This window comes from Erwinia sp. BNK-24-b, assembly GCF_047456155.1.
Classification (GTDB): Bacteria; Pseudomonadota; Gammaproteobacteria; order Enterobacterales; family Enterobacteriaceae; genus Erwinia; species Erwinia phyllosphaerae.
The window spans coordinates 1,901,573-1,926,176 of the sequence record NZ_CP179901.1 but is presented as its reverse complement, the minus strand read 5'-3'; the positions used below and the strand labels follow the sequence as shown (position 1 = coordinate 1,926,176).

Here is a 24,604-nt window from a genome sequence, read left to right as displayed (position 1 = left end):
ACTATCCTTTAATCTGGGTGCCATCTTCATCGGTGAAGCTTAATGAAGCCGAGTTAACGCAGTAGCGCTCGCCCGTAGGCTGTGGGCCGTCAGGGAAAACGTGGCCCAGATGCGCGTCACAGGTTCCGCAGCGGATTTCAATGCGCTGCATGCCGTGCGAGTCATCTTCCAGATAGCGAATAGCCTCGTCGCTGTAGGGCTGATAGAAGCTTGGCCAGCCACAGCCGGAATCATATTTGGTTTCAGAGAGAAACAGCGGAGCGTTACAAACGAGGCAGTGATAAAGCCCCTCGTTTTTGTTATGCAACAGCTTGCCGGAATAAGGCGGTTCCGTGCCGCGCTGCTGGGTAACGTAATGCTGCATTTCGTTAAGATCGGTTTCGGGTTTCAGTGGGCGTTCGGCCATTTTAAGCGTCTCTGGCAAAGTGATTCTGAAGTTTTCAGCTAACATTCTAACAAATACATAACAACCTCAGGGGATTTTTTCCGTTGAGGTGTAGTCTGAAAGTGCTACGCGGGCAAAATTGTGACTCAGGTCACTCTTTGAAATTTCGACCCCTTTATATTCGGGTCGGATGCCCCAAACTAGGGATAAGGCTCCCGTCGCGGAAGGCGCTTTATGGCAATTATTCCAGCTCCAGGGTTTGATTTGTCGCAACTATTGAAGCGATTCCGCTTGACGCCTGATAAGGTTTTTGTAATTTTACAGCCAACCTTTTATTCACTAACAACAGCTGGTGGAATATATGACTATCAAAGTAGGTATCAACGGTTTTGGCCGCATCGGTCGCATCGTATTCCGTGCTGCTCAGCAGCGTTCCGACGTCGAAATCGTAGCTATCAACGATCTGCTGGACGCCGAGTACATGGCATACATGCTGAAATATGACTCTACGCACGGTCGTTTCGACGGCACCGTAGAAGTAAAAGATGGCCATCTGGTTGTTAACGGCAAAACCATCCGTGTTACCGCTGAAAGAGATCCAGCTAACCTGAAGTGGAACGAAGCAGGTGTTGACGTGGTTGCAGAAGCGACCGGCATCTTCCTGACTGACGAAACCGCTCGTAAACACATTCAGGCTGGCGCGAAAAAAGTCGTTCTGACCGGTCCTTCTAAAGATGACACCCCAATGTTCGTTATGGGCGTGAACCACAAGGCCTACGCAGGTCAGGAAATCGTTTCTAACGCTTCCTGTACCACTAACTGCCTGGCACCGCTGGCTAAAGTCATCAACGACAAATTCGGTATCGTTGAAGCGCTGATGACCACCGTGCATGCGACTACCGCTACGCAGAAAACCGTTGATGGCCCGTCTCACAAAGACTGGCGCGGCGGCCGCGGCGCATCTCAGAACATCATCCCATCTTCAACCGGCGCAGCGAAAGCAGTAGGTAAAGTTATTCCTGAGCTGAACGGTAAACTGACCGGTATGGCGTTCCGCGTGCCTACGCCTAACGTTTCCGTGGTTGACCTGACTGCTCGCCTGGCTAAGCCTGCTTCTTACAAAGAAATTTGTGAAGCAATCAAAGCCGCAGCAGAAGGTGAACTGAAAGGTATTCTGGGCTACACCGAAGACGAAGTGGTTTCTACCGATTTCAACGGCGAAAAACTGACTTCCGTATTCGATGCGAAAGCCGGTATCGCCCTGAGCGACACCTTTGTTAAGCTGGTTTCCTGGTATGACAACGAAACCGGTTACTCTAACAAGGTACTGGATCTGATTGCTCATATCGCGAAGTAATAGCGATAAGCTAATCCAGAGGGCGACTGCGGTCGCCCTTTTTTTTGCTGAACACACAGGAGCTCCGATGAACGAAAAACTTTTTTCGCTGCCCGTGATTGACCAGATCACGCCTTATATCTCCCTGCGTAAGGTCGGCGATCTGCCCGTGGTTGTTATCGTCCATCCGCAGGTTCGCGCAGCGGTAACGCTGCAAGGCGCGCAGCTGATAGCCTGGCAGCCCAGCGGTGAAAAACCGGTTATCTGGCTCAGTGAAAAAACGGCATGGACCACCGGCAAAGCGATTCGCGGCGGCGTGCCGATCTGCTGGCCGTGGTTCGGCCCGGCAGGCGAACCGGCTCACGGTTTTGCCCGCACGCTGCCCTGGACGCTGTCCGCGCATGATGAAAACGAGTCAGGCGTGATGCTTACGCTGGAGCTGGCAAGCAGCGAGCAGACGAAGAAACTGTGGCCGCACGATTTCACCCTGTTTGCCCGCTTCCGCTTCAGTGACCGCTGTGAGATCGAGCTGGAAGCACACGGTGACTTTACCGCCACTGCGGCACTGCACAGCTATTTTGCTGTAGAAGATATCGCTGGCGTTGAAGTGAGCGGACTGGGTCGACACTATATCGATAAAGTAAAAGACAATGCGCCAGGCGAGTCAGCAGACGGCAAACAAACTTATCCGGATCGCGTTGACCGCATTTATACGCAGCCTGAAGATTGCAGCGTGGTTAAGGATAAGGTCGGTAACAGAACGATTGAAGTTCATCACCATTATCACAGTGACGTTGTCACCTGGAATCCGGGGCCTGAACTTTCCTGCAGCATGGGCGATATGGCCAACGAGGGCTATAAGAGTATGGTCTGTGTCGAAACTGCACACGTTACTAAACCAATGCACAGTGCCGGAGAATCACCTGCACGCCTGGCAACCACTATTCGACTGGGCAGCCGCTAACCAGCCGAGGCGGGCATCGCGCCCGCCTGTAACGAGGCTAAACAACATCCAGCGGCGTTTTCCCCGTTGGCGGTGGAAAGGCCTGATTGATTAAGGCCAGCTCTTCACTGTTTAACACGATCTCCAGCGCCGCAGCGTTTTCCGCGACGTGCGTCAGCGAACCGGCTTTAGGAATAGCGATAACGCCTTCCTTACGGATAACCCAGGCGAGCAGCAGCTGCGCTACCGTAATGCTCTTTTTTTGTGCAATTTGTACCAGCGTCGGATGGGTCATCAAATCATGCCGCAAACGCCCGGCCTGTGCCAGCGGACAATAAGCCATCACCGGCATCGCCAGCTGTTGGCATTCAGGCAGCAAATCGTACTCAATTCCCCGTGAGGCCAGATGATAAAGCACCTGGTTAGCCGCGCACGCTGTTCCGCCCTCTTCCGCCAGCAGCTCCTTTAAATCGCTACTGTCAAAATTAGAAACGCCCCAGCGCCGGATTTTCCCGGCCTGTACCAGACTTTCCATCGCTGCGATGGTTTCTTCAAGCGGTACATTGCCGCGCCAGTGCAGCAGATAGAGGTCAAGATAATCCGTTTTTAAACGGCGCAGGCTGCGCTCGCATGCTTCTACTGCATCCACTCTGCCCGCGTTCCATGGATAAACTTTAGAGACCAGCCAGGCACTGTCCCGACGCCCCTGTAGCGCTTCGCCTACTACCTCTTCCGCGCCGCCGTCGGCATACATTTCTGCCGTGTCGATTACCTTAAGGCCGTATTCAAGGCCAGCCTGCAAAGCCGCCACTTCTTCTTTGCGCCGGGTGCGATCCTCGCCCATATACCAGCTGCCCTGCCCAATGGCGGGAAGCAGGCTATTACCAGAAAAGTTTACCGTTTTTGTCATCATGTTCTCCTGCACCGTTTCAGGTCACCATAATCAGACAAAAGGGCGCAGAGCGCCCTTATTTAGTGCAACTATGGCTGCTTAGAATGTGTAGCCAATGCCGGTCCACAGCGAAACCTGGGAATTTTTATCCACCATTGGGCTGTCTTTGATCTCGTCGCCCAGGCGCGTATAGCGTCCGGCAACGGTAGCATTCCAGTTTTGACTGATTTTCCACGCGGCGGTCAGCTCCAGGTAGGGATTCCAGCTGTCGTCAGCGTCATAGCTGCCCAGGCCGCTGCGGCGTGATTCTCTTTTAGAAACGCCATAGTAGTAATCGTTCTGGTTAGCGCTGCTGTAGAGCGCGCCAATGCCCGGCGTCAGGCTAAAGTCGCCAAACTGGAAAGGATACAGCCAGGTCAGATCCCAGATAAAGCCGTCACTGTTGTCCAGCATATCACCTGCCAGCACCGTTCTGACCGTTCCCCAGGCAGCCGTGTGGCGATAGGCCAATCCGCCCATTAGCGTCATGTGACGCTTATCCAGCGCTTTTAGCTGCTTATCGTTAGTCCGATCCGGATCGAAGTTTTGCGGTGAGCCAAGCACCGTCAGCGACAGCTGGTCCTGCTGGTCTTTCCACAGGTAATACCCTGCCGACAGGCTGCGCACGTAGAAATTATCGCCTTCGTAGTTAATGACCGGAACCGGGTAGTAACGATCGTCTCCGCCTTTGTAAGGGCTCTGGCTGTAGACAACCGAGGCGCCCAGGGTCAGAGGATTAGCTTGTGCTACAGCAGCGGAAAAACACAAAGGTAAAAACGCGGCCAGCGCGCTAATTTTGAAATAGTTCACAATTAATTATTTCCATAAATATAACAATCAGCTCAGAGAGTTTATCAGCCCTGCGTCATTTCTTTAAATTTTAAAAATCTTGCAGCACGCAGAATCAATTTGTCTTGCCTTCAGGCGTGATATCACCGCGGCGGCTTATTTACAAAATCCCGCCAGCCCGCATCAGACAAGGGCAAGCGCTTAGATCAATTATAACTTTGTTATTGAAATTGCATTAGAAAAGCAAGGAGGTTCAGGAAATTTCTTAAATGCCAACTAAGCTTTAAATGAAGACGCTAAGTTTGTAGAGCAGAGTAACCGTAAATTTTGTGTACCCCGATTAGAAGTCAGGTTGGCATAAGGGTTGCTGTACTCATTATAAGTTCCTTCAGGGGTCCGCATTAGGCTCCTGGTACCTGTGCTAAAAATGAAAGGACGGGCATCGCTATGAATATATTCGATCACTATCGTCAGCGTTATGAAGCTGCCAAGGACGAAGAGTTCACACTGCAGGAATTTCTTACCGTTTGTCGGCAAGATCGTAGTGCCTACGCTAACGCGGCAGAAAGGCTATTAATGGCTATCGGTGAGCCAGTAATGGTCGATACCGCTCTGGAGCCACGTCTTTCCCGCCTGTTCTCCAACCGTGTTGTTGCTCGCTATCCTGCCTTTGAGGAGTTTTACGGCATGGAGGAAGCGATCGAGCAAATCGTTTCTTACTTAAAGCATGCCGCTCAGGGTTTAGAGGAGAAAAAACAGATCCTCTATCTGCTGGGGCCGGTAGGTGGCGGTAAATCTTCGCTGGCAGAACGTCTGAAATCTCTGATGCAGCGCGTGCCTATCTATGTACTCAGCGCCGATGGCGAACGTAGCCCGGTTAATGACCATCCGCTTTGCCTGTTTAATCCGCAGGAAGATGCCAATATTCTGGAAAAAGAGTATGGCGTGCCGCGGCGCTACCTCGGCACGATTATGTCGCCGTGGGCAGCAAAACGTCTGCACGACTTCGGCGGCGATATCTCCCGCTTTAAGGTTGTGAAAGTCTGGCCTTCTATTCTGGAACAGCTCGCTATCGCTAAAACCGAGCCTGGTGATGAAAACAATCAGGACATTTCCGCGCTGGTAGGTAAAGTGGATATCCGTAAGCTGGAAAACCACGCGCAAAACGATCCGGATGCCTACGGCTATTCCGGCGCGCTGTGCCGTGCTAACCAGGGGATTATGGAGTTCGTAGAGATGTTTAAAGCCCCTATCAAGGTGCTGCATCCCCTGCTGACTGCCACTCAGGAAGGTAACTATAACGGTACGGAAGGTATTTCCGCGCTGCCGTTTAACGGTATCATCCTGGCGCACTCCAACGAATCAGAGTGGGTGACTTTCCGTAATAACAAAAACAACGAGGCGTTCCTTGACCGTGTTTATATCGTTAAGGTGCCTTATTGCTTGCGCGTGTCGGAAGAGATCAAAATCTACGACAAGCTGTTGAACCACAGTGAGCTGACCCACGCGCCGTGCGCGCCGGGAACACTAGAAACGCTGGCGCGCTTCTCGATTCTTTCTCGTCTGAAAGAGCCGGAGAACTCCAGTACGTATTCAAAAATGCGCGTTTACGACGGCGAAAGCCTGAAGGATACCGATCCAAAAGCCAAGTCCTATCAGGAGTATCGTGATTACGCTGGCGTGGACGAAGGAATGAACGGTCTCTCTACACGTTTCGCCTTTAAAATCCTTTCCCGCGTCTTTAACTTCGACCATGTCGAAGTAGCGGCTAACCCGGTGCATCTTTTCTACGTGCTGGAACAGCAGATTGAGCGCGAGCAGTTCCCACAGGATCAGGCAGAGAAATACCTGGAACACCTGAAAGGCTACCTGATTCCGAAATACGCCGAGTTTATCGGCAAAGAGATTCAGACGGCTTACCTGGAATCCTATTCAGAATATGGTCAGAACATCTTTGATCGTTACGTGACCTATGCTGACTTCTGGATTCAGGATCAGGAGTACCGCGATCCCGATACCGGTCAGCTGTTTGACCGCGAATCGCTGAACGCGGAGCTGGAAAAAATTGAGAAGCCTGCCGGGATCAGTAATCCGAAGGACTTCCGTAACGAAATCGTCAACTTTGTGCTGCGCGCCCGTGCCCACAATAACGGTCGTAATCCGAACTGGACCAGTTACGAAAAACTGCGCACGGTCATTGAGAAGAAAATGTTCTCTAATACCGAAGAGCTGCTGCCGGTTATTTCGTTTAATGCCAAAACGTCCACCGACGAACAGAAAAAGCATGACGATTTTGTCGACCGTATGATGGAAAAAGGCTATACCCGTAAGCAGGTTCGTCTGCTGTGCGAGTGGTATCTGCGCGTGAGAAAATCATCCTGATAACCTCGTAAGTCCATTCCCGTGGGTCAGGAAAACCTGGCCCGACGGCAACGTTGTTTGGGGGAGCTATGGCCTATTTTATCGATCGGCGTCTTAACGGTAAAAATAAGAGCGCGGTTAATCGCCAGCGCTTTTTGCGCCGTTATAAGTCGCAAATCAAACAGTCGATTTCCGAGGCCATTAATAAGCGTTCGGTAACCGACATTGAGAGCGGCGAATCTGTTTCCATTCCCGTTGATGATATCAACGAGCCGGTATTTCATCAGGGACGCGGCGGCCAGCGCCATCGTGTCCACCCTGGTAACGACCACTTCGTGCAAAACGATCGGGTTGAACGTCCACAAGGTGGCGGTGGCGGTGGTGGCAGTGGTCAGGGCAACGCCAGCCAGGATGGTGAAGGCCAGGACGAGTTTGTCTTTAACATCTCTAAAGATGAGTATCTGGATCTGCTGTTTGAAGATCTCGCCCTGCCTAACCTGAAGAAGAATCAGCATCGCCAGCTGAATGAGTATAAGGTTCATCGTGCCGGATTCACGTCCAACGGCGTACCGGCAAATATCAGCGTGGTTCGTTCCCTGCAAAACTCTCTGGCGCGTCGTACGGCAATGACCGCTGGAAAACGCAGAATGCTGGCCGAGCTTGAAGAGACGCTGGAAGCGGTACAAAAGGCAGAGCCTGCGCAGCTGCTGGAAGAAGAGCGTTTGCGTAAAGAAATTGCCGAACTCCGGGCGCGCATCAAGCGCGTGCCTTTTATCGATACCTTCGATTTACGCTATAAAAACTTTGAAAAGCGGCCGGAACCTTCAAGCCAGGCGGTGATGTTCTGCCTGATGGACGTTTCAGGCTCCATGGATCAGGCCACCAAAGATATGGCCAAGCGCTTTTATATTTTGCTTTATCTGTTCCTGAGCAGAACGTATAAAAACGTTGATGTCGTCTATATTCGTCACCATACGCAGGCGAAAGAGGTCGATGAACAGGAGTTCTTCTACTCGCAGGAAACCGGTGGGACTATCGTGTCCAGCGCCCTGAAGCTGATGGATGAAGTGGTGAAAGAGCGATACGATCCGGCCCAATGGAATATCTACGCCGCCCAGGCTTCCGATGGCGATAACTGGGCCGACGATTCGCCGCTTTGCCACGAGATTCTGGCGAAAAATATCTTACCCGTCGTGCGTTACTACAGCTATATCGAAATTACCCGCCGTGCCCATCAAACGCTGTGGCGCGAGTATGAACATTTACAGGCCATGTTTGATAACTTTGCCATTCAGCATATTCGCGAGCCGGAAGATATTTACCCTGTATTCCGCGAGCTGTTTCACAGACAGGCTGAAAATGCCTGAAAAACCTCAATAATCAGTCAGCATACCCGCTGGCTGATTTTCTTCCCGATCCGCCTACCTTCTTCTACACTGGTTTTATGTTTTAATTATTCTGGCTTCATGCTTTTAATCCCGCCTGGCTTAAGCCGTATTTCATTGTGTCCCTTCTTTTTTCTGACTAGCTTCCTGTGTTTTACGCAAGGCTTTTTTTAGTCAAAAAGGAGCACGACAGATGTTTAAAATATCTTTAGGGCGCACATGCAGAAGGCAACTGCGTCAGAACGCCCCACGTTATTTTGCTGAATCCGCCGAGAAAAACTTTGCGGCTATGCAAAAAAGATTGATTTTACACTCCTGGAAAATGGCACTTGAACGACAAGATTCGCTGGCTTTGCCGCTGGTTATCGGCGGAAGACATGCCAGACAGCTGCGGCCTTTGGTGATGTCATTTGTGAAAGAGCCTTCGGCTAAAATTATTGCCGGGCCGGATATTATCTCCGCCAGCCTGGTAAATAACTATCAGGCCAGATGTAATCCAGGCTTTGATATTTTGATGAAAAATTCCCATATCAATCTGGAGCTCAACGTACCCGTACAAAATATTTTGGGCACCCATACTGAAGACAGCCAATTTCACACCAGATTACACCGTGAGATGCAGCTCGTGGATGGCCGTGAGCAAAATTATCTGCTGGCCGACCTTTTGCTGAATAAAAGCAGCGATTCAGAAGATGGAAAAGCGTTTAATGAGCTTATTCACTTTGATAAGTTTAAAAGGCAAGCGCCCGCCTACCGCTGGTCCAGCATCCTTATCGCCACCAAACCTCATGTGCTGATTTATCCTGAGATGCCCGCGACCAGTACGGTAAAGGTCAAGGCTATCCACTATTTCCCCACTAATTTAACAGGCTGGCAGCGATGCACCCGGCTTGAGAATGAGTTCAGCGACCATGCCCATATGCTCAGGAGGCTTATGCTCCTGAACAATATTTACCATTTTACTTTTGGTCTGGCCAGGCTCAGGCGACGGTTCGACAGCATCAATTATCTTCATCAATATCTTGTCAGCGAGTTTGGCGAGCCCGGGGGCGCGGATGGCTCTCATTTCGGGTTATACGGCGGCTGACGCACACGTAATTTTTCTGCTTTCCGTCGCTTCATTCCTCTTTTTTCCATCCTGTCCTCTGCTTTCGACTACATTCTTTGCATTCTGATGTCAAAAGCAGAGGCTATTTGTTACTATTGTTTACCCGATCGCCCTTTTAACTTCTGTTTTATCATAGACTTGTTCACGACTTCTATAGAAAACACCGCGAAACAGCCCCGGCGAAACAAAATTGCCCAAATTCTGACATTCAGGGTATTCTTACAGCAGGTTGGTTGAGACACTTTTTTATCTGATACAGGAGATTGCCCCATTGGAAGCCAGTGCTATCTATAGTCTGTTTATCATCGGTTCAGTGCTGGTAGCGGCAAGCATTTTGCTCAGTTCGTTCTCTTCTAAGCTTGGCATCCCTATTCTGGTTATCTTCCTTGCGCTGGGCATGCTGGCCGGCGTAGACGGCATCGGCGGCATCGCTTTTGATAACTACCCTGCCGCCTATCTGATCAGTAACCTGGCGCTGGCGGTTATCCTGCTGGATGGCGGCATGCGTACCCAGGCAAGCTCCTTTAAAGTAGCGCTCGGCCCCGCGCTTTCGCTCGCCACCGTTGGCGTACTGATTACCGCAGGGCTGACCGGCATGGCCGCCGCCTGGCTGTTTAACCTCAATATGATCGAAGGTTTTCTGGTGGGTGCCATCATAGGCTCAACCGATGCGGCTGCCGTTTTCTCACTGCTTGGCGGTAAAGGGCTGAACGAGCGCGTGAGCGCCACGCTGGAAATTGAATCCGGCAGCAACGATCCGATGGCGGTATTTTTAACTATTACTCTGATTGAGATGATCCAGCAGGGGCAAACCGGCCTGAGCTGGATGTTTGTGGTGCACCTGATCCAGCAGTTTGGTCTGGGAATAGCGCTGGGCCTGGGCGGCGGCTGGGCTTTGTTACAGCTGATAAACCGCGTTTCGCTGGCCAGCGGGCTGTATCCGCTGCTCGCCGTTAGCGGCGGCATTCTGGTTTTTGCTCTGACGACCGTATTAGAAGGCAGCGGCATTCTGGCGGTTTACCTGTGTGGTTTTGTGTTGGGCAATCGCCCTATCCGCAACCGGCACGGCATTCTGCAAACCTTTGACGGCATGGCCTGGCTGAGCCAGATAGGCATGTTCCTGGTGCTGGGGCTACTGGTCAACCCCGCCGATCTCTGGCATATCGCGCTGCCCGCCATGCTGCTGTCGCTCTGGCTGATATTATTTGCTCGCCCGCTTTCGGTGTTTGTTGGCCTGCTGCCGTTTCGCGGTTTCACTACGCGCGAACGCTTCTTTATCAGCTGGGTCGGTTTGCGCGGCGCCGTGCCGATTATTTTGGCCGTATTCCCCATGATGGCAGGCTTGCCGCACGCTTCGCTGTTTTTTAATATCGCTTTTTTCGTGGTGCTGGTTTCACTGATGGTGCAGGGAACCTCGCTGGGCTACGCCGCGCGCAAAGCCAGGGTTATCGTTCCGCCAACCGCCTCGCCCATTTCACGCGTTGGCCTGGATATTCATCCTGAAAATCCCTGGGAGCAGTTTGTTTACCAGCTGGGCGGAGATAAATGGTGCATTGGTGCCGCGCTGCGTGAATTAAAAATGCCGAGAGAGACGCGTATCGCTGCACTTTTTCGCGACAACCTGCTGCTGCATCCAACAGGAAATACGCGCCTGCGTGAAGGTGATGTGCTTTGCGTTATCGGACGCGAGAAAGATCTGCCGGAGCTTGGCAAGCTGTTTAGCCAGTCGCCGCCGGTTTCGCTCGATCAGCGCTTTTTTGGTGACTTTATTCTGCAGGCCGACGCCCGTCTGCACGATATCTCTGAAATTTACGGCATTGAGCTGGATGAAGAGGTTAATATGCAGCAAACGCTTGGCCAGCTGGTTGCCGGGATGATTGGTGGCGCGCCGGTAGTGGGCGATCAGGTGGAATGGAAAGAGATGATCTGGACCGTAGCGGAGAAGCAGGATAACGAAATTCTGAAAATCGGCGTGCGCATGGCTGAAGAGCGAGAATAATCCTGGCCTTATTTCGCTCGATCTCTGCGAAATAGCGACTACCCTTAAAGTTCGTGTCAGTCCACAAGGGAGAATATCATGGGTCATGTCGTAAAGATTGGTCGCTATGAAATTATCGACGCAGAGCTGGATGCACAGAACGTCGATACGGTCACTATTCCCTGCAAGACCAACCCGGGCCTGAGCTATCAGCTCGACGGGTGGGATAATGAGACCAGCGTACCTGCCTGGATTGATGGCGAACCTGTCGATCTGGCTATTGGCCATTACGATACGCAACAGGATCAATGGGTACTAAAAAAACCTGCCTGAATCGCGTTTCTACTCAATTCCTCGCCGCTGCGTTCACTCGCGGCGGCGAGCTATTATATTCGTCATATAACTGTTATTCAAAATTCATAAATTTCGCCCTGAAATTTAATTCAGCCTTTCATATTTCCCCTTCTTTTTTAAAAAGCACTTCTGCGTTTTTCGGAATATCCCGTATTAACTAACCGCGCTATCTCCTGCATACTCGATTTACTGATTCAAGATGAAACAGCCTGGTTGTGTTTCATTTATTTCTTACGAAACACACTAACGATTTAAATAGACAGCCCGTTGAAATTAAAGGCTTAATTTCAGCAGGTTTACCCCTGAACGCGTGCTTGATCCTCGTCAGGTCAGCAATCCCTTATGAAAAGAGAGCAGGCATATGGCAAGTACTCTGGTACTCAATGACCGTCGCCGCGCATTTAGCGGCACCCGAAAAAATATTATTGCCAAAGTAACGTTAAGTCTTAGCGATTTAATCTCAATTAATCTGGCCCTGTTTTTATCCGCGGTGACCGTAAGGGCTATTTGGGGGAATTTAGACGTTTTCCTCCCGCCGCAGGAAGTGCAGATTCGCTTTACCGCGCAGTTCGTTATGTCGATCGTTTGCACCGCCTGGTTCTGGATGCGGCTGCGCCATTACACCTACCGCAAACCTTTCTGGTTCGAGCTGAAAGAAATCATCAAAACGCTGGTTATTTTTTCTTTACTCGATCTGGCACTCATTGCCTTTTCAAAATGGGACTTTTCCCGTCTGTTATGGAGCTTTACCTGGGCCTATGCGTTAATCCTGGTGCCGCTCCTGCGTTCCAGCGTCAAGCATGCCATTTTGAAAGCGGGTCAGTGGCAGAAACAAACTATCATTATCGGCTCCGGTAAAAACGCCCGTGAGGCCTATGCCGCGCTGCAAAGCGAAGAGATCCTTGGCTACGAGGTCAAAGCTTTTGTGGCTTCTAACGGCCATACCGGCGCGCAAAGCCTTAACGGCGTACCGGTCATTACGGCAAAAGATATTATCTGGGACACGGTCGATCTGGAAAACACCCAGTTCATCGTGGCGATGGAGTACGAGCAGCAGGCGATGCGCGATAAGTGGCTCAAGCTGCTGTCGAAAAAGAAATGCCGTTCCGTCTCCGTTGTTCCTACACTGCGCGGCGTGCCGCTGTACGGCACCGATATGTCATTTATCTTCAGCCATGAAGTGATGATCCTGCGCGTGAGCAATAACCTGGCGAAACGCTCTTCCCGCTTCCTCAAGCGCGTATTTGATGTGGTGGTGGCCTCGCTGCTGCTGCTGTTTCTTGCCCCCGCGTTTGGTCTTATTTGTTGGCTGGTTGGCCGTGACGGCGGCAATAAAATCTATGGCCATGAACGCGTAGGCCAGGACGGCAAGAAGTTTAAATGCCTGAAGTTCCGCTCAATGGTCACCAACTCGAAAGAGGTGCTGGAAGAGCTGCTGGCAACCAGCGCAGAAGCGCGTGAAGAATGGGATAAAGACTTCAAGCTGAAGAACGATCCACGCGTCACTAAAATCGGTGCTTTCCTGCGTAAAACCAGTCTGGACGAGCTGCCGCAGCTGTGGAACGTTATCCGCGGTGAGATGAGCCTGGTTGGGCCGCGTCCGGTTATCGAAGCCGAGCTGGAGCGTTATGCGGGCGATGTCGATTATTATCTGATGGCCAAACCCGGCATGACCGGCCTGTGGCAGGTTAGCGGCCGTAACGATATCGACTACGATACCCGCGTTTACTTTGACTCCTGGTATGTTAAAAACTGGGCGCTGTGGACCGATATCGCTATTCTGTTTAAAACGGCTGGCGTCGTGCTGCGTCGCGACGGCGCATACTAAGCCAGTAAGGGGCGAAGGCGGAAGCGTCGCCCCTTAAGTTTTTCTTTTCTTTTTCCCTTCCAGTCACTACTCTGTGCGGCTTGCTTTTTACTGGACGTCGCCTGCCCGATGCAAAAATTCACGTTACTTCTTCTTAGCCTGGTGCTGCTGGCACCGCTGGGTATCGATCTTTATCTGCCGACGCTACCGGATATCGCGCTGGGGCTGAATACGCCGGTCAGCACGGTGCAAACGACTATTCCGCTGTTTCTGCTGGTGATGGGACTGGGGCAAATCGTCGCCGGGCCGCTGGTGGATAATCTGGGCAGAAAGCCGATTGCGCTGGCTGGCCTGTGCCTTTATCTGCTGGGCAGCATTCTGGCCGCTACGGCAGCGGAATGGCCGCAGTTCCTGTGCGCCCGCGTTGTACAGGGCTGCGCCGTTTGCTGTACGGCCGTGGTCGCCTTTAGCGGCGTGCGCGATCGCCTGGACGGCGACGATGCTGCTCGCGCCTATGGTTTTCTGAACGGCGCGCTGAATATTGTTCCGGCGCTGGCTCCGATGCTGGGCGGCTTTCTTGCCGAAGCATTTGGCTGGCGGGCGCCCTTCTGGTTTTTAACCGCTTACGCCTTGGTTATCGCCCTGCTGGTTATCTTCTTCTTACCGGAAACTCGCCCCGCCGGCACGCTTGCGGTTAAAGGTATTCCACTACGCCAGTACTGGCAGATCCTGCGGCAGCCGCGCTTTCTGGCGTTCGCCTTTGCCAACGCCGGTGCGCTGGGCATGGTGCTGACCTACGTTTCGCTGGCACCCCAGGTGCTGATGACGGAAGGTAAGCTCTCGGCGCTACAGTTTTCCATTGCTTTTGGTGCTAACGGCTTCTGGATTATGTTGGTTAGCGTGCTGGTGAATAAAATGATCCGCAAAGTGGGCCGTCCGATTTGTCTGGCGGTTGGCAGCCTGGCCATGGCGCTGGGCGCGCTCACCCTGATAGGCGGCGTCACGCTATTCCCGGCCGACTGGCAGACCAGCTGGGCGCTATACATGTTGCCTGTCGCTATTTCCGTAGCCGGTCTGGCCTTTACCGTTGGCCCCGCCACCAGCTATGCGCTGGAACCTTATCAGCAGCAGGCGGGCGTGGCTTCTGCGCTGGCTGGGTTTATCCAGATGGCTGGCGGCGCTTCCGGCGGCCTGCTGGTGATGGCGTTGCCGATGGCGGAGAAATCCGCGCTGGCATTGATGATGGTCGTGGGCGCATTGCTGACCGGAACGGCGTGGTACTACAGTAAAAAAGTGCGCGGTACGCTGACCGCGCTATAGGCTTAAACGACTTTTACCGGTACACGAGGTGCCAGAGCGCACATCAGCTCATAACCTACGGTACCGGCAGCTTTCGCCACTTCGTCAATCCTGATGTTATTGCCCCACAGTTCAACCTGGCTACCAATGCCCGCCTGGTGACAAGGCGTCAGATCCACCGTGATCATATCCATCGAGACCGCGCCAACAACCCGGGTACGGACGCCATCTACCCAAACCGGCGTGCCGGTTGGCGCATGGCGCGGATAGCCATCGGCATAGCCACAGGCAATGACGCCAATGCGCTGCTCGCCGCTGGCGCGATAGCGCGCGCCGTAGCCCACCCCGTCGCCACGCTTGAGCAACTGGATACCGATGATTTCGCTGTTCAGCGTCATGGCCGACCGCAACCCGCTGCTGGCAATATCCTGCCAGTCGCCGCTCGGCGAGGCACCATACAGAATAATGCCGGGCCGTACCCAGTCGTAATGCGTTTCGCTGTGCCACAGCGTGGCCGCCGAGTTCGCCAGCGAGCGCGGACAGTCCAGCCCTTCTGCCGCATGGTTGATGCGCATCATCGGTGCTGCGATACCTTCGCTGCTCTCTGCCTCAGCAAAATGCGCCATCAGCGTGATTTCACCGACGTTGGGCAAGGTTTTAAGCTTCTGCCACGCCTGGTGAACCTGCTCCGGCTGAAAACCGAGCCGGTTCATGCCGCTGTTCATTTTTAAATAAATATCCAGCGGTGCCGAGAGCTTTGCCTTCGCCAGCGCCTGAATTTGCCAGTTACTGTGCACGCTGGTGGTCAGGCGATAGCGATCGAGAAGCGGCAGCTCGTCGGCATGGAAAAAGCCTTCCAGCAGCAGAATGGGCTTACTCCAGCCGCTGTCGCGCAGCAAAATAGCCTCTTCAAGATTAAGCAGCGCAAAACCGTCTGTAGCAGATAAACTTTGCCAGACGCGCGCAATGCCGTGACCGTAAGCGTTGGCTTTTACCACTGACCAGATGCGTGAATGCGGCGCAGCCTGGCGGGCAACGGCCAGATTATGCCGCAGCGCGCCGGTATCAATGGTTGCGACAATAGGACGAGACATAACTTCTCCTGTTTTTGTGCAAACTAACGGGCGCCGTGCAGAATGTGGCCCGCCGCCGGGGAGAACCCGGGCAGATAACGCATAACTGACAGATCGTCCGCCGCGATGGCGGGGGTACGTCCGGAGATAATATCAGAAAGCAGCTGGCCGGAGCCGCAGGCCATCGTCCAACCGAGCGTTCCGTGACCAGTATTGAGATAAAGATTTTTAAACGGCGTGCGGCCAACGATCGGCGTACCGTCCGGCGTCATCGGCCGCAGCCCGGTCCAGAACGTTGCCTGCGCAATGTCACCGCCCTGCGGATAGAGATCCCGTACCACCATCTCCAGCGTTTCGCGCCTGGCCGGAAGCAGCTTTGTGTTAAAGCCCACGATTTCCGCCATGCCGCCGACGCGTATACGATTATCAAAACGCGTAATGGCAACTTTGTACGTCTCGTCCAGTACGGTGGAGACCGGTGCGGCCGCGGCATCCCCGATCGGAATAGTCAGCGAATAACCTTTTAACGGGTAAACCGGGATATCTACAATACCGTCCATCAGCGCCCGGGAATAAGAACCAAAGGCTACGACGTAAGCGTCAGCCTTAATGATTTCGGCACCGCATTTTACACCTGCAATTTGGTTATGTTCCTGCAATAGCGCATCGACCGGCGTGTTAAAACGGAAGGTAACGCCCGCTGCTTTCGCCATTTCCGCCAGCTGTCGGGTAAATAGCTGGCAGTCGCCCGTTTCGTCATTTGGCAAACGCAGCCCGCCGGTCAATAAATGCTTTGTCGTGGCCAGGGCAGGTTCGACATCGGCCAGCTGGCTGGCTTCCAGCAGTTCATAAGGCACGCCCGCCTCTTTCAGCACGGCAATATCTTTAGTGGCGCTTTCAAACTGTTGTGCGGTACGAAAAAGCTGTAGCGTGCCGCCCTGTCGTCCTTCATAAGCAATACCGGTTTCCTGGCGCAGCGCTTTAAGACAGTCGCGGCTGTATTCAGCAATACGCACCATCCGGCTTTTATTTTGCTGGTAATGGTCGATATCGCAGTTACGTAACATTTGCCACATCCACGCCAGCTGAAAACGGCTGCCATCGGGACGGATGGCCAGAGGCGCATGACGCTGAAACATCCATTTAACCGCCTTTAGCGGCACGCCAGGCGCGGCCCAGGGCGCGGCGTAACCCGGTGAAATCTGTCCGGCATTGCCCGCGCTGGTTTCCAGGGCCACGTCGGGCTGACGATCGATAACCGTCACTTCATGCCCGCTTTGCGCCAGATACCAGGCGCTGGCCACGCCCACCACGCCACTTCCCAGAATGACAATTCGCATCGCTACCCCATCGCCGTTTACAAAAGATGAATACACTGGATGCATGCGGCTGCTGCGGTGAAAAAAGCTATAAGGAGGCAGCTAGCGACATGCGAAGATTTTGCTTCTCTTTTTTACCCTGGAGGGGAATAAAAACAAGATGCGCTGGTTAATTTAGAGTTAAATATTGCATTAATGTCTTCAAGAGCAGCAAATAATTGCAAATGAATAATTTTTCTCTTTCGGCAGCAGAATATTATTACGCCATATTTTTCCCTTATATACAGGATATTATCCTGCGCCAGTTATTATTTTTTCGCCTTTGCCTGACGTTAAAAGGAATTTCGGCTTTCGGCTCTATTTTCTGTTGAAGATTTCGATTGTATTCGTCGGAGCTATCGGAGAGAGTGAACTATCATTGAGTTAATGGCTTCAATTCCAGGCTTGTCGGAGGTCACGGCAGGCCAGCATGAAAACGGACCGTTTGCTATATCGGAAACCGGTTTTAAAAAAGGGGTGCGCTATGACGACTATCTTTGATGAGTCCATGACCAAAAGCCAGCGACTCAGTGACGGGCCAGACTGGACGTTCGATCTGCTGGATGTTTACCTGGCAGAAATTGACCGCGTTGCCAAACTTTACCGGCTGGATACCTATCCCCATCAGATTGAAGTCATTACTTCAGAGCAGATGATGGATGCTTATTCCAGCGTGGGCATGCCGATTAACTACGCGCACTGGTCTTTCGGTAAAAAGTTTATCGAAACCGAGCAGCGCTATAAGCACGGGCAGCAGGGCCTTGCTTATGAGATCGTGATTAATTCCAATCCCTGTATCGCCTATCTGATGGAAGAAAACACCATTACCATGCAGGCGCTGGTGATGGCGCACGCCTGTTACGGGCACAATTCCTTTTTCAAAAATAACTATCTGTTCCGTAGCTGGACGGATGCCAGCTCTATTGTCGACTACCTGATTTTTGCCCGTAACTATATCAGCGAATGTGAAGAGCGTTACGGCGTGGAAGAAGTAGAAAAGCTGCTGGACTCCTGCCATGCGCTGATGAACTACGGCGTGGATCGTTATAAAAGACCGCAAAAAATTTCGTTACAGGAAGAGAAAGCCCGCCAGCGCAGCCGCGAAGAGTATCTGCAAAGCCAGGTGAATATGCTGTGGCGCACGCTGCCAAGGCGCGAGGCGGAATTTACCCAGGCCCAGGCCGCGCGCTATCCGAGCGAGCCACAGGAAAACCTGCTCTACTTTATGGAAAAAAACGCCCCGCTGCTGGAGTCGTGGCAGCGCGAAATTTTGCGTATCGTGCGTAAGGTCAGCCAGTATTTTTATCCGCAGAAGCAAACGCAGGTGATGAACGAAGGCTGGGCGACCTTCTGGCACTACACCATCCTGAACCATTTGTATGATGAGGGTAAGGTCAGCGAACGCTTTATGCTGGAGTTTCTGCACAGCCATACCAACGTGGTCTTCCAGCCGCCTTACAACAGCCAGTGGTATAACGGCATTAACCCTTATGCGCTGGGTTTCGCTATGTTCCAGGATATTAAGCGGATCTGTCAGGAGCCAACGGAGGAAGATCGCTACTGGTTCCCGGATATTGCCGGGTCCGACTGGCTAGAGACGCTGCATTTTGCCATGCGTGAATTTAAGGACGAAAGCTTTATCAGCCAGTTCCTTTCGCCCAAAGTGATGCGCGATTTCCGGTTGTTTACGGTGATGGACGACGACCGTAATAACTTCCTGGAAATTGCCGCTATTCACGACGAGGCGGGCTATCGGGCCATTCGCCAACAGCTTTCCGCGCAGTATAACCTGAGTAACCTGGAACCGAACATTCAGGTTTACGATGTGGACTTGCGCGGTGACCGTTCGCTGAAGCTGCGCTACGTCCCACACAGCCGCGCACCGCTGGATAAAAGCCGCCGCGAGGTGCTGAAGCACGTGCATCGCCTGTGGGGTTTTGATGTATATCTGGAGCAGCAAAATGAGGATGGCAGTACGGAAATCCTCGATCGCTGTCCACCTCGCCCTTCCTCGCTTTAATCCTTTAACCGGTTCTGCGGAACCGGTTTATCTCAAAGCTTAGTTAGCCGGCTAGCGGTGGCTGTTCAGCTCTGTCGGCATACTGTTTTGCATGTTATGCCAGATCTCACCGCTGCGATGGCCGTAATCACGTACGGTTTCCACAATTTTATCTAACTGCTGATTCTGACAAATGGTCAGCAGCTGCTGATAAAATTCTCGCGCCAGGCTGCGCGCTTCCGGATTAGAGAAATAGTGGCGACCAACGCGAGTATAAAGCCCTTTCAGGCCGTTCAGAATCAGACCATAAACAGGATTACCGGAGGCGAAAGCCAGGCCGCGGAATACGTTGTAATCCAGTTCGGTATAGGTTTCTGCCTTATCGGCAACGTTAAGAGCGGTAAGCAGGACTTCCGTGGCCTTTTCGGGATGGATACGTATTGCGCGGCGGATAAAGACTGAAGAGATGTCGGTACGGACAGAAAGCAGGCTGTCAATCAACTGCGGCACGCTGTCATGGTCAAGGCGAGCCAGCGTTTCCAGAATATTCAGACCCGAGGTTTCCCAGAAGTTATTCACTTTGGTCGGTTTGCCATGCTGGATAGTTAACCAGCCATCCCGCGCCAGCCGCTGGAGGACTTCACGCAAGGTTGTGCGGGTGACGCCAATCAGCTCTGACAGCTCGCGTTCGGCAGGGAGAATTGAGCCGGGCGGAAAACGATTATTCCAGATGCTCTCAATAATATATTCTTCAGCGAAACCCGCAGGGCTTTGCGCCTTAATGACCATAGCGTATTGTTTCCGTTGCGTTCGGGGCGGCAAAATTTCGGCCATCATAGCAGATGGTTTCGCCGTCACCTAGACTGTGCGGCACGTTAAACGGCTTAAGATCGCCCATTTGCTCAAAATAATTGTTTATTGTGAAGCGCTGTTTAATCTTTTGTTCTGTCAGTGCTCTTTTCCCTTCCGGTTAAAAACATTTTTTTACACCACGCCGCACCCGCCACGGTTTTCAGTCAGTTAAATTTGATTCAGACTGGCTGGCACGGCAGGCCTTTTAGTTTACACTGCCGATTCAACGCTAACCACATGGATAGATTATGTTGCGATATTTAAATAGCTGTTCTCAAGGTCGCGGTGCCTGGCTGTTAATGGCCCTGACGGCTTTTATTCTGGAAATGGTTGCCCTTTACTTCCAGCACGTTATGTTGCTTAAGCCTTGTGTCATGTGCATCTATGAACGCTGTGCGCTATTTGGGGTACTGGGGGCTTCTTTAGTCGGCGCCGTTGCGCCAAAAACGCCGCTACGCTGGGTGGCCATCCTGATTTGGATCTATAGCGCTGTGGAAGGTTTACGCCTTGCATGGGAGCACACCATGATTCAGCTTCACCCTAATCCGTTTGTAACCTGTGATTTTGCTGCCCGCTTCCCTCAGTGGCTGCCGCTGGATAAATGGCTGCCTTCGGTATTTGTGGCTACCGGCGACTGTGCAGAAAAGCAGTGGTCGTTATTTTCTCTGGGCATGCCGCAGTGGCTGATAGTGATTTTTGCCGCTTATCTTATCGTGGCGCTGGCGGTGCTGGTGGCGCAATTTTTCCCGCAAAAAAGACGCGATCTTTTCTCACGCTAAAGGTGCGACAGGTCAGGGTAGCGGCTACGCTTTAAGCACCATCGGCTTAAAAACAGGGATCCTATGAAAAACATTATGTTGGCACTCTCATTTACCCTTTCCGTTACGCTGCTTTCCGGCTGCGCCCACTGGGGCGCCAATGACACACACAGTCCACCGCCAGCCCCACCGAGCGGCCAGCAACCGCCAGGCGCGCCTGGCGGAAGCGGTCCGGTTGGTCAACCTCAGGGATAGGGCTTACCTTATTTCCTCCGCTCGGGGCAGAAGACATTATTACTGGCCCCAGGGATGCGGCAGCGATGCTGCATCCTGATTTCGCAGCACGCTGCGGTCATCATTCAGGAATGCATGCCGTTATGCACTACCTCCAGCACGTGTCCCAGATCGGCGACCTCAATCTGCCCGGAAGCCGAAGCATCGCCAACCATGCCAAACGTCAGCGCGGAACCAGACAGTTCTCCGCTTATCCGTGACAGCACGCCCAAATCGCCCATTGCCATCGTCAGCAGTGGTTTTTGCGCATGGTGCTGATACATCTCCAGCGTGGCGTTCAACAGCGTCAGCACATCCGCCGCATCCTCAGGCATCGCTGCCAGCTTCAGCACGTCGGCACCGCGCTGCTGCTGTTCACGCAGGCGCGAAACAATTTCCTGAGCAGAAGGTGTACTATGCAGTTCGTGATTTGAGAGAACTACGTGTTTACCGTTCTGATGCGCCAGTTCGATCAGGGGGTCGGTTAACGCCCTGTCGCGATACATTTCAATATCCAGCAGATCGAACTGCCCGTCAGTTAACAGAGTACGGTATAGCGCAGCATACTCTTTATCGCCGATAGCCTTTTTGCCACCCTCTGCTTTGGTGCGAAACGTTACCAGCAGCAGCTTGTTATCAAGACGGGACGAGACTTCGCGCGTTAACCTTGCTATTGCACCAGCATCGCTGGCGTTATCCAGCGGATCGATACGCAGCTCCAGCAGATGAAAATCCTCGCGCCCCGCTACCTTATCAACGAATTTTAAAACTTCTTTTTCGCTACTGGCCGTGGTGGGGATAATTACCTTCGGTTGCCCTTCGCCAATCGCGATATTTTTAAGCTTTAAGACCGGTTGACTGGACCGTGAGGGCTTTGTTGAGGGGCTGGCAGGCAGCGTCGCGCTGGTTGCGGTTGAAGACATGAGCGACAGTGCGACAAGCGCGCCTCCGGAACCGATAAATTCTCTGCGATGCATAAGAGCTACCTCCTGATAAGGAAAAAGATTTAAGCATAGCAAAACAAATCAGGCGGATAGCCCACGGCCAGGTTTGGCAGATGCGTCGCCAGCGCGGCGCGACGGTACAAAGTTAACGGATGTTATGGCAATCGTACGAGCCGGAGATTTTTATCTGGCTGCGGCTGCTGCGCATTACTTCAACATCCAGCGTCGCCTCGCCCTTTTTATTCTGATAGGCCATGCCGTAATCACCCTGAAATTTAGTGGCGGCAACCGTCCAGTGCATTTTTACGTTATTGCTATCTCCTTTCTGCTGCAAAAACACAACCTTTTGATGACGTGTTTTCATGCCGTCAACGGTGGCCCAACCGCCATCTGCCGTCTGACCAGCCAGATGAAAGGGGCCACACTGCACGTCGGCAAAGGCAAACAGCGGCAGAGAAAAAGTAATGGCTACGACGGTGCGGGAAATAAGCTTCATTTTTATCCTGTCTTGATAGCAAAAAGGCGTTCACCCAGGCTACCTGGCGTAACAGCGTAGCCTGTTGATTAGATGGATAGCATCTTTAATAAGATTAGTTGATGTGAGGGGGATCTGTATTTTGCAATATGCGATCGCGAACTGACTTATCACCCTGATCAGTATGCTAACCACATCACAGAGTATCACTGCGTATGAAGATATGCTCAGGTATGCGTCCATATAGTCTGTTCAAATTTCCAGGATCTACATTATGTTACCCCAGATTATCATTGAGAGCGATTTAGCAACTGGAAAAGACGTTTAATGAAGGAGAAATCGTGTCTGTTTACCTGAAATTTCAATATTTGTGCTGTGCGTGACAATGACCATTTTTCACCTGGCCCATAAAAAAATTTTTTTGCTCTCTGGATTCGCACTGTTAATCCAGGGTTTCGTTAATGCTGTGACTGGCCTGACAGCAGGTTAATAATCTTAAGAGACGTTTGGGTGAGGGAAAACAGCATGATGGAAGAAATTATTTCTTATGTTTACCCCACTCTTTTGAGAGAGGGAATGTCAGCCAGTGAAACGTACCCGCCTCAACTGTCTATCACTCCTGACACAAAAGATGGAACACATACTTTGGCAGTAACAGCTGCTTTTATACTGCAACAAGTAGGCATGTATTACATGGAGGTTGGAGTTTACAGGCATGATGAGTCGGTTATTGCTAGTCCTTCTCGCTCTGGCTTAATCGAGACTAAATTTTATGAGCAAACTCAAACATCAAGACTACTGACGATTTACTCAATGATTGCATCTGGAGTAGACCTGTCTGTTGAAGGAATTTACAGGATTTCAGTGAAAGCTTACAGGAGCAAAGACGGGATAAGAAATGAGCTTCCCGCTGCTGAAAATGAATGCTTTTTCTATGTCTCTTATAGGGCTTAAAAGGATGCCAGACAACATATTGCAATACTTAGCCCCCACCCATAAACCGGTTGCACGAACAGACAGTGAAGATCATAATCCTGAATATGGCAGCGGTAACGGTGGAGGGAATGATATGCTTGACAGAATTAAAGTACTTGAAGAAAAAACATCAGCCCTGGCTGTTGATGTTGCTGTGTTAAAAGAAACAGTTGCAACAAAAGAATCTTTACACAAAGAGCTAAATTCTCAGACATGGAAAATAGTCTTAGCTCTGGTCATTACCGTTTTGATTGCCGTTCTTTCTAAGTACTTTATCAGGTAACTTTGCCTGCGAAGCGGTAACCCGCCGGGTTATTGCGTTCGCGACAGCCCATTCCGCCGCTTGATTGCTATCAATTTATTGGGCAGCACGTTAGCCCTGTAACTCCATGCCATAGATATCCGTTACTATTTTGCTCGCAGCCTCGTTGCGCTTTTTGTTGAGGCTCCCGATCACTTACGCCGGCAACGCTCTGAGCATTTCCGCACGTCATCCCAGCACTTTTCCCACTTCTTACGCCAGGTAAAGGGCCGACCGCAAACCGTACAGATTTTTGTTGGGAGTTCACTTTTCTTCATCAAGAGTCTCCTGCAGTCAGAACGGGACACATATAATTTTAGATAACTTTTAGTATCGGGACAGAGAGGCACACCGCTTCGATTGGCTTTTATACGCCAGATTTATCAGGTATGCCCCACCCAAGCCCCAGAGTAACGCCAGCTAAGCAATTAATCCTTCCAGATCAATCTACTTACCGTACCAGCGCGGCTTATTGATAATGTGATCTTCCCAGTCCTGCACTTCGCTTTCCCGTACGGCGATATGGCGAACGGAAATGCGTGCTGCATGCATTGCGGCTTTGCCGCCGCTGCGCAGCGGATGCCAGACCGGCAGGTTCTTGCCTTCGGCCAGCACGCGGTAGGCGCAGCTGGGCGGCAGCCAGGAAAAGGTGGGCAGATTGTCACGCGTTAACTTGATGCAGTCCTCTTCCAGTTCGAAGCGGCGCTCATAGTTACGGCACTGGCAGGTTTTAATGTTCAGCTGGTTACAGGCGACGTTGGTGAAATAGATCTCATCCGTGTCGGCATCCTGCAGTTTGTTAAGACAGCACTGGCCACAGCCGTCGCACAGGGATTCCCATTCCTCGTCGCTCATTTGTTCCAGCGTTTTTTGCTGCCAGAAAGGGGTATCGTTCATTTTGCTGTCCTGTTTGAGTAAAA

The 24,604-nt window shown here is 51.9% G+C and carries 24 protein-coding genes; 14 read left to right on the top strand and 10 right to left on the bottom strand.

All coding sequences use genetic code 11. The annotated features are described in order from the left end of the window. Position 1: 1 nt before the first annotated feature. Positions 2 to 406, bottom strand: a complete 405-nt coding sequence (gene msrB, locus ACMGGR_RS08590) for a peptide-methionine (R)-S-oxide reductase MsrB (protein WP_246757461.1) — start codon at positions 404 to 406, stop codon at positions 2 to 4. A 340-nt stretch (positions 407 to 746) separates the two neighbouring features. Between msrB and gapA the strand changes: the two genes are divergently transcribed. Both gapA and ACMGGR_RS08580 read left to right on the top strand, forming a co-directional pair. Further along, positions 747 to 1,742, top strand: a complete 996-nt coding sequence (gene gapA, locus ACMGGR_RS08585; protein WP_246757462.1) for a glyceraldehyde-3-phosphate dehydrogenase — start codon at positions 747 to 749, stop codon at positions 1,740 to 1,742. A gap of 67 nt (positions 1,743 to 1,809) precedes the next feature. Next, the gene (locus ACMGGR_RS08580) at positions 1,810 to 2,685 is read left to right on the top strand and encodes a D-hexose-6-phosphate mutarotase (protein ID WP_414148652.1); all 876 of its coding nucleotides are present in this window, start codon (positions 1,810 to 1,812) and stop codon (positions 2,683 to 2,685) included. Between the two features lie 37 nt (positions 2,686 to 2,722). On the opposite strand, the gene ACMGGR_RS08575 is transcribed toward ACMGGR_RS08580, so the two are convergent. Continuing rightward, entirely contained in the window at positions 2,723 to 3,574 is an 852-nt protein-coding gene (locus ACMGGR_RS08575; protein ID WP_281434421.1) for an aldo/keto reductase, read from the bottom strand. An 81-nt stretch (positions 3,575 to 3,655) separates the two neighbouring features. After that, on the bottom strand, positions 3,656 to 4,405 hold the full coding sequence (locus tag ACMGGR_RS08570; protein WP_414148651.1) for a MipA/OmpV family protein: 750 nt from the start codon (positions 4,403 to 4,405) through the stop codon (positions 3,656 to 3,658). 426 nt (positions 4,406 to 4,831) lie between these two features. Here ACMGGR_RS08570 and yeaG point away from each other — a divergent pair, with 426 nt between their 5' ends. The 7 genes from yeaG to ACMGGR_RS08535 all read left to right on the top strand — a co-directional run bounded on the left by yeaG (position 4,832) and on the right by ACMGGR_RS08535 (position 14,697). Further along, positions 4,832 to 6,766 carry a protein kinase YeaG gene (gene yeaG, locus ACMGGR_RS08565; protein WP_246757466.1) on the top strand — a complete coding sequence of 645 codons (1,935 nt, stop codon included), beginning with the start codon at positions 4,832 to 4,834 and terminating at the stop codon, positions 6,764 to 6,766. A 68-nt stretch (positions 6,767 to 6,834) separates the two neighbouring features. Further along, entirely contained in the window at positions 6,835 to 8,112 is a 1,278-nt protein-coding gene (locus ACMGGR_RS08560) for a YeaH/YhbH family protein (protein WP_246757467.1), read from the top strand. A 211-nt stretch (positions 8,113 to 8,323) separates the two neighbouring features. Next, positions 8,324 to 9,217 (top strand): hypothetical protein, encoded by an 894-nt coding sequence (locus tag ACMGGR_RS08555; protein ID WP_414148650.1) that lies wholly within the window; start codon positions 8,324 to 8,326, stop codon positions 9,215 to 9,217. Between the two features lie 292 nt (positions 9,218 to 9,509). After that, positions 9,510 to 11,237 (top strand): potassium/proton antiporter, encoded by a 1,728-nt coding sequence (locus tag ACMGGR_RS08550; protein WP_414148649.1) that lies wholly within the window; start codon positions 9,510 to 9,512, stop codon positions 11,235 to 11,237. Positions 11,238 to 11,315: 78 nt separating this feature from the next. After that, positions 11,316 to 11,549: a DUF1480 family protein gene (locus tag ACMGGR_RS08545; protein ID WP_246757470.1), complete on the top strand. Its 234-nt coding sequence runs from the start codon at positions 11,316 to 11,318 to the stop codon at positions 11,547 to 11,549. 382 nt (positions 11,550 to 11,931) lie between these two features. Further along, positions 11,932 to 13,398, top strand: coding sequence for an undecaprenyl-phosphate galactose phosphotransferase WbaP (gene wbaP, locus ACMGGR_RS08540; RefSeq protein ID WP_246757471.1), 1,467 nt, complete (start codon positions 11,932 to 11,934; stop codon positions 13,396 to 13,398). A gap of 108 nt (positions 13,399 to 13,506) precedes the next feature. Next, entirely contained in the window at positions 13,507 to 14,697 is a 1,191-nt protein-coding gene (locus tag ACMGGR_RS08535; RefSeq protein WP_414148648.1) for a multidrug effflux MFS transporter, read from the top strand. 2 nt (positions 14,698 to 14,699) lie between these two features. Here the strand turns inward: ACMGGR_RS08535 and dadX are convergent, their stop codons facing one another. Both dadX and ACMGGR_RS08525 read right to left on the bottom strand, forming a co-directional pair. Further along, positions 14,700 to 15,770: a catabolic alanine racemase DadX gene (gene dadX, locus ACMGGR_RS08530; protein ID WP_246757473.1), complete on the bottom strand. Its 1,071-nt coding sequence runs from the start codon at positions 15,768 to 15,770 to the stop codon at positions 14,700 to 14,702. A gap of 23 nt (positions 15,771 to 15,793) precedes the next feature. Beyond that, positions 15,794 to 17,089, bottom strand: coding sequence for a D-amino acid dehydrogenase (locus ACMGGR_RS08525; RefSeq protein WP_246757474.1), 1,296 nt, complete (start codon positions 17,087 to 17,089; stop codon positions 15,794 to 15,796). Between the two features lie 502 nt (positions 17,090 to 17,591). Here ACMGGR_RS08525 and ACMGGR_RS08520 point away from each other — a divergent pair. Beyond that, entirely contained in the window at positions 17,592 to 19,127 is a 1,536-nt protein-coding gene (locus ACMGGR_RS08520) for a SpoVR family protein (RefSeq protein ID WP_246757475.1), read from the top strand. Between the two features lie 51 nt (positions 19,128 to 19,178). Here ACMGGR_RS08520 and fadR read toward each other — a convergent pair whose 3' ends face one another. After that, positions 19,179 to 19,895 carry a fatty acid metabolism transcriptional regulator FadR gene (gene fadR, locus ACMGGR_RS08515; RefSeq protein WP_246757476.1) on the bottom strand — a complete coding sequence of 239 codons (717 nt, stop codon included), beginning with the start codon at positions 19,893 to 19,895 and terminating at the stop codon, positions 19,179 to 19,181. Between the two features lie 311 nt (positions 19,896 to 20,206). Between fadR and dsbB the strand changes: the two genes are divergently transcribed. Both dsbB and ACMGGR_RS08505 read left to right on the top strand, forming a co-directional pair. Further along, entirely contained in the window at positions 20,207 to 20,737 is a 531-nt protein-coding gene (gene dsbB / locus ACMGGR_RS08510) for a disulfide bond formation protein DsbB (RefSeq protein WP_246757477.1), read from the top strand. A 63-nt stretch (positions 20,738 to 20,800) separates the two neighbouring features. Continuing rightward, positions 20,801 to 20,971: a hypothetical protein gene (locus tag ACMGGR_RS08505; protein WP_246757478.1), complete on the top strand. Its 171-nt coding sequence runs from the start codon at positions 20,801 to 20,803 to the stop codon at positions 20,969 to 20,971. A gap of 104 nt (positions 20,972 to 21,075) precedes the next feature. Here the strand turns inward: ACMGGR_RS08505 and aroD are convergent, their stop codons facing one another. After that, positions 21,076 to 21,966, bottom strand: coding sequence for a type I 3-dehydroquinate dehydratase (gene aroD, locus ACMGGR_RS08500; RefSeq protein WP_246757479.1), 891 nt, complete (start codon positions 21,964 to 21,966; stop codon positions 21,076 to 21,078). Between the two features lie 112 nt (positions 21,967 to 22,078). Then, positions 22,079 to 22,429, bottom strand: a complete 351-nt coding sequence (locus ACMGGR_RS08495; RefSeq protein WP_246757480.1) for a hypothetical protein — start codon at positions 22,427 to 22,429, stop codon at positions 22,079 to 22,081. Between the two features lie 504 nt (positions 22,430 to 22,933). Here ACMGGR_RS08495 and ACMGGR_RS08490 point away from each other — a divergent pair. Continuing rightward, complete coding sequence (locus tag ACMGGR_RS08490) at positions 22,934 to 23,362, top strand: hypothetical protein (RefSeq protein WP_246757481.1); 429 nt, start codon at positions 22,934 to 22,936, stop codon at positions 23,360 to 23,362. After that, positions 23,307 to 23,666 carry a hypothetical protein gene (locus tag ACMGGR_RS08485; RefSeq protein ID WP_414148647.1) on the top strand — a complete coding sequence of 120 codons (360 nt, stop codon included), beginning with the start codon at positions 23,307 to 23,309 and terminating at the stop codon, positions 23,664 to 23,666. The genes ACMGGR_RS08490 and ACMGGR_RS08485 overlap by 56 nt, the downstream gene beginning before the upstream one ends. Before the next feature lie 170 nt (positions 23,667 to 23,836). On the opposite strand, the gene ACMGGR_RS08480 is transcribed toward ACMGGR_RS08485, so the two are convergent. Beyond that, positions 23,837 to 23,962, bottom strand: a complete 126-nt coding sequence (locus ACMGGR_RS08480; RefSeq protein ID WP_246757483.1) for a DUF2256 domain-containing protein — start codon at positions 23,960 to 23,962, stop codon at positions 23,837 to 23,839. A gap of 169 nt (positions 23,963 to 24,131) precedes the next feature. Beyond that, on the bottom strand, positions 24,132 to 24,581 hold the full coding sequence (locus tag ACMGGR_RS08475; protein WP_246757484.1) for a YcgN family cysteine cluster protein: 450 nt from the start codon (positions 24,579 to 24,581) through the stop codon (positions 24,132 to 24,134). Positions 24,582 to 24,604 lie beyond the last annotated feature (23 nt).

Excerpts from the sequence above, each read along its gene's own strand:
- ACMGGR_RS08520 (WP_246757475.1), top strand. The coding sequence starts at position 17,592 with ATGACGACTATCTTTGATGAGTCCATGACCAAAAGCCAGCGACTCAGT.
- ACMGGR_RS08475 (WP_246757484.1), bottom strand. The coding sequence starts at position 24,581 with ATGAACGATACCCCTTTCTGGCAGCAAAAAACGCTGGAACAAATGAGC.
- fadR (WP_246757476.1), bottom strand. The coding sequence starts at position 19,895 with ATGGTCATTAAGGCGCAAAGCCCTGCGGGTTTCGCTGAAGAATATATT.
- ACMGGR_RS08560 (WP_246757467.1), top strand. The coding sequence starts at position 6,835 with ATGGCCTATTTTATCGATCGGCGTCTTAACGGTAAAAATAAGAGCGCG.
- ACMGGR_RS08480 (WP_246757483.1), bottom strand. The coding sequence starts at position 23,962 with ATGAAGAAAAGTGAACTCCCAACAAAAATCTGTACGGTTTGCGGTCGG.
- ACMGGR_RS08495 (WP_246757480.1), bottom strand. The coding sequence starts at position 22,429 with ATGAAGCTTATTTCCCGCACCGTCGTAGCCATTACTTTTTCTCTGCCG.
- ACMGGR_RS08525 (WP_246757474.1), bottom strand. The coding sequence starts at position 17,089 with ATGCGAATTGTCATTCTGGGAAGTGGCGTGGTGGGCGTGGCCAGCGCC.
- ACMGGR_RS08545 (WP_246757470.1), top strand. The coding sequence starts at position 11,316 with ATGGGTCATGTCGTAAAGATTGGTCGCTATGAAATTATCGACGCAGAG.
- ACMGGR_RS08490 (WP_246757481.1), top strand. The coding sequence starts at position 22,934 with ATGATGGAAGAAATTATTTCTTATGTTTACCCCACTCTTTTGAGAGAG.
- wbaP (WP_246757471.1), top strand. The coding sequence starts at position 11,932 with ATGGCAAGTACTCTGGTACTCAATGACCGTCGCCGCGCATTTAGCGGC.
- ACMGGR_RS08555 (WP_414148650.1), top strand. The coding sequence starts at position 8,324 with ATGTTTAAAATATCTTTAGGGCGCACATGCAGAAGGCAACTGCGTCAG.
- yeaG (WP_246757466.1), top strand. The coding sequence starts at position 4,832 with ATGAATATATTCGATCACTATCGTCAGCGTTATGAAGCTGCCAAGGAC.
- ACMGGR_RS08535 (WP_414148648.1), top strand. The coding sequence starts at position 13,507 with ATGCAAAAATTCACGTTACTTCTTCTTAGCCTGGTGCTGCTGGCACCG.
- dadX (WP_246757473.1), bottom strand. The coding sequence starts at position 15,770 with ATGTCTCGTCCTATTGTCGCAACCATTGATACCGGCGCGCTGCGGCAT.
- dsbB (WP_246757477.1), top strand. The coding sequence starts at position 20,207 with ATGTTGCGATATTTAAATAGCTGTTCTCAAGGTCGCGGTGCCTGGCTG.
- ACMGGR_RS08485 (WP_414148647.1), top strand. The coding sequence starts at position 23,307 with ATGAGCTTCCCGCTGCTGAAAATGAATGCTTTTTCTATGTCTCTTATA.
- ACMGGR_RS08580 (WP_414148652.1), top strand. The coding sequence starts at position 1,810 with ATGAACGAAAAACTTTTTTCGCTGCCCGTGATTGACCAGATCACGCCT.
- aroD (WP_246757479.1), bottom strand. The coding sequence starts at position 21,966 with ATGCATCGCAGAGAATTTATCGGTTCCGGAGGCGCGCTTGTCGCACTG.
- msrB (WP_246757461.1), bottom strand. The coding sequence starts at position 406 with ATGGCCGAACGCCCACTGAAACCCGAAACCGATCTTAACGAAATGCAG.
- ACMGGR_RS08505 (WP_246757478.1), top strand. The coding sequence starts at position 20,801 with ATGAAAAACATTATGTTGGCACTCTCATTTACCCTTTCCGTTACGCTG.
- ACMGGR_RS08575 (WP_281434421.1), bottom strand. The coding sequence starts at position 3,574 with ATGACAAAAACGGTAAACTTTTCTGGTAATAGCCTGCTTCCCGCCATT.
- gapA (WP_246757462.1), top strand. The coding sequence starts at position 747 with ATGACTATCAAAGTAGGTATCAACGGTTTTGGCCGCATCGGTCGCATC.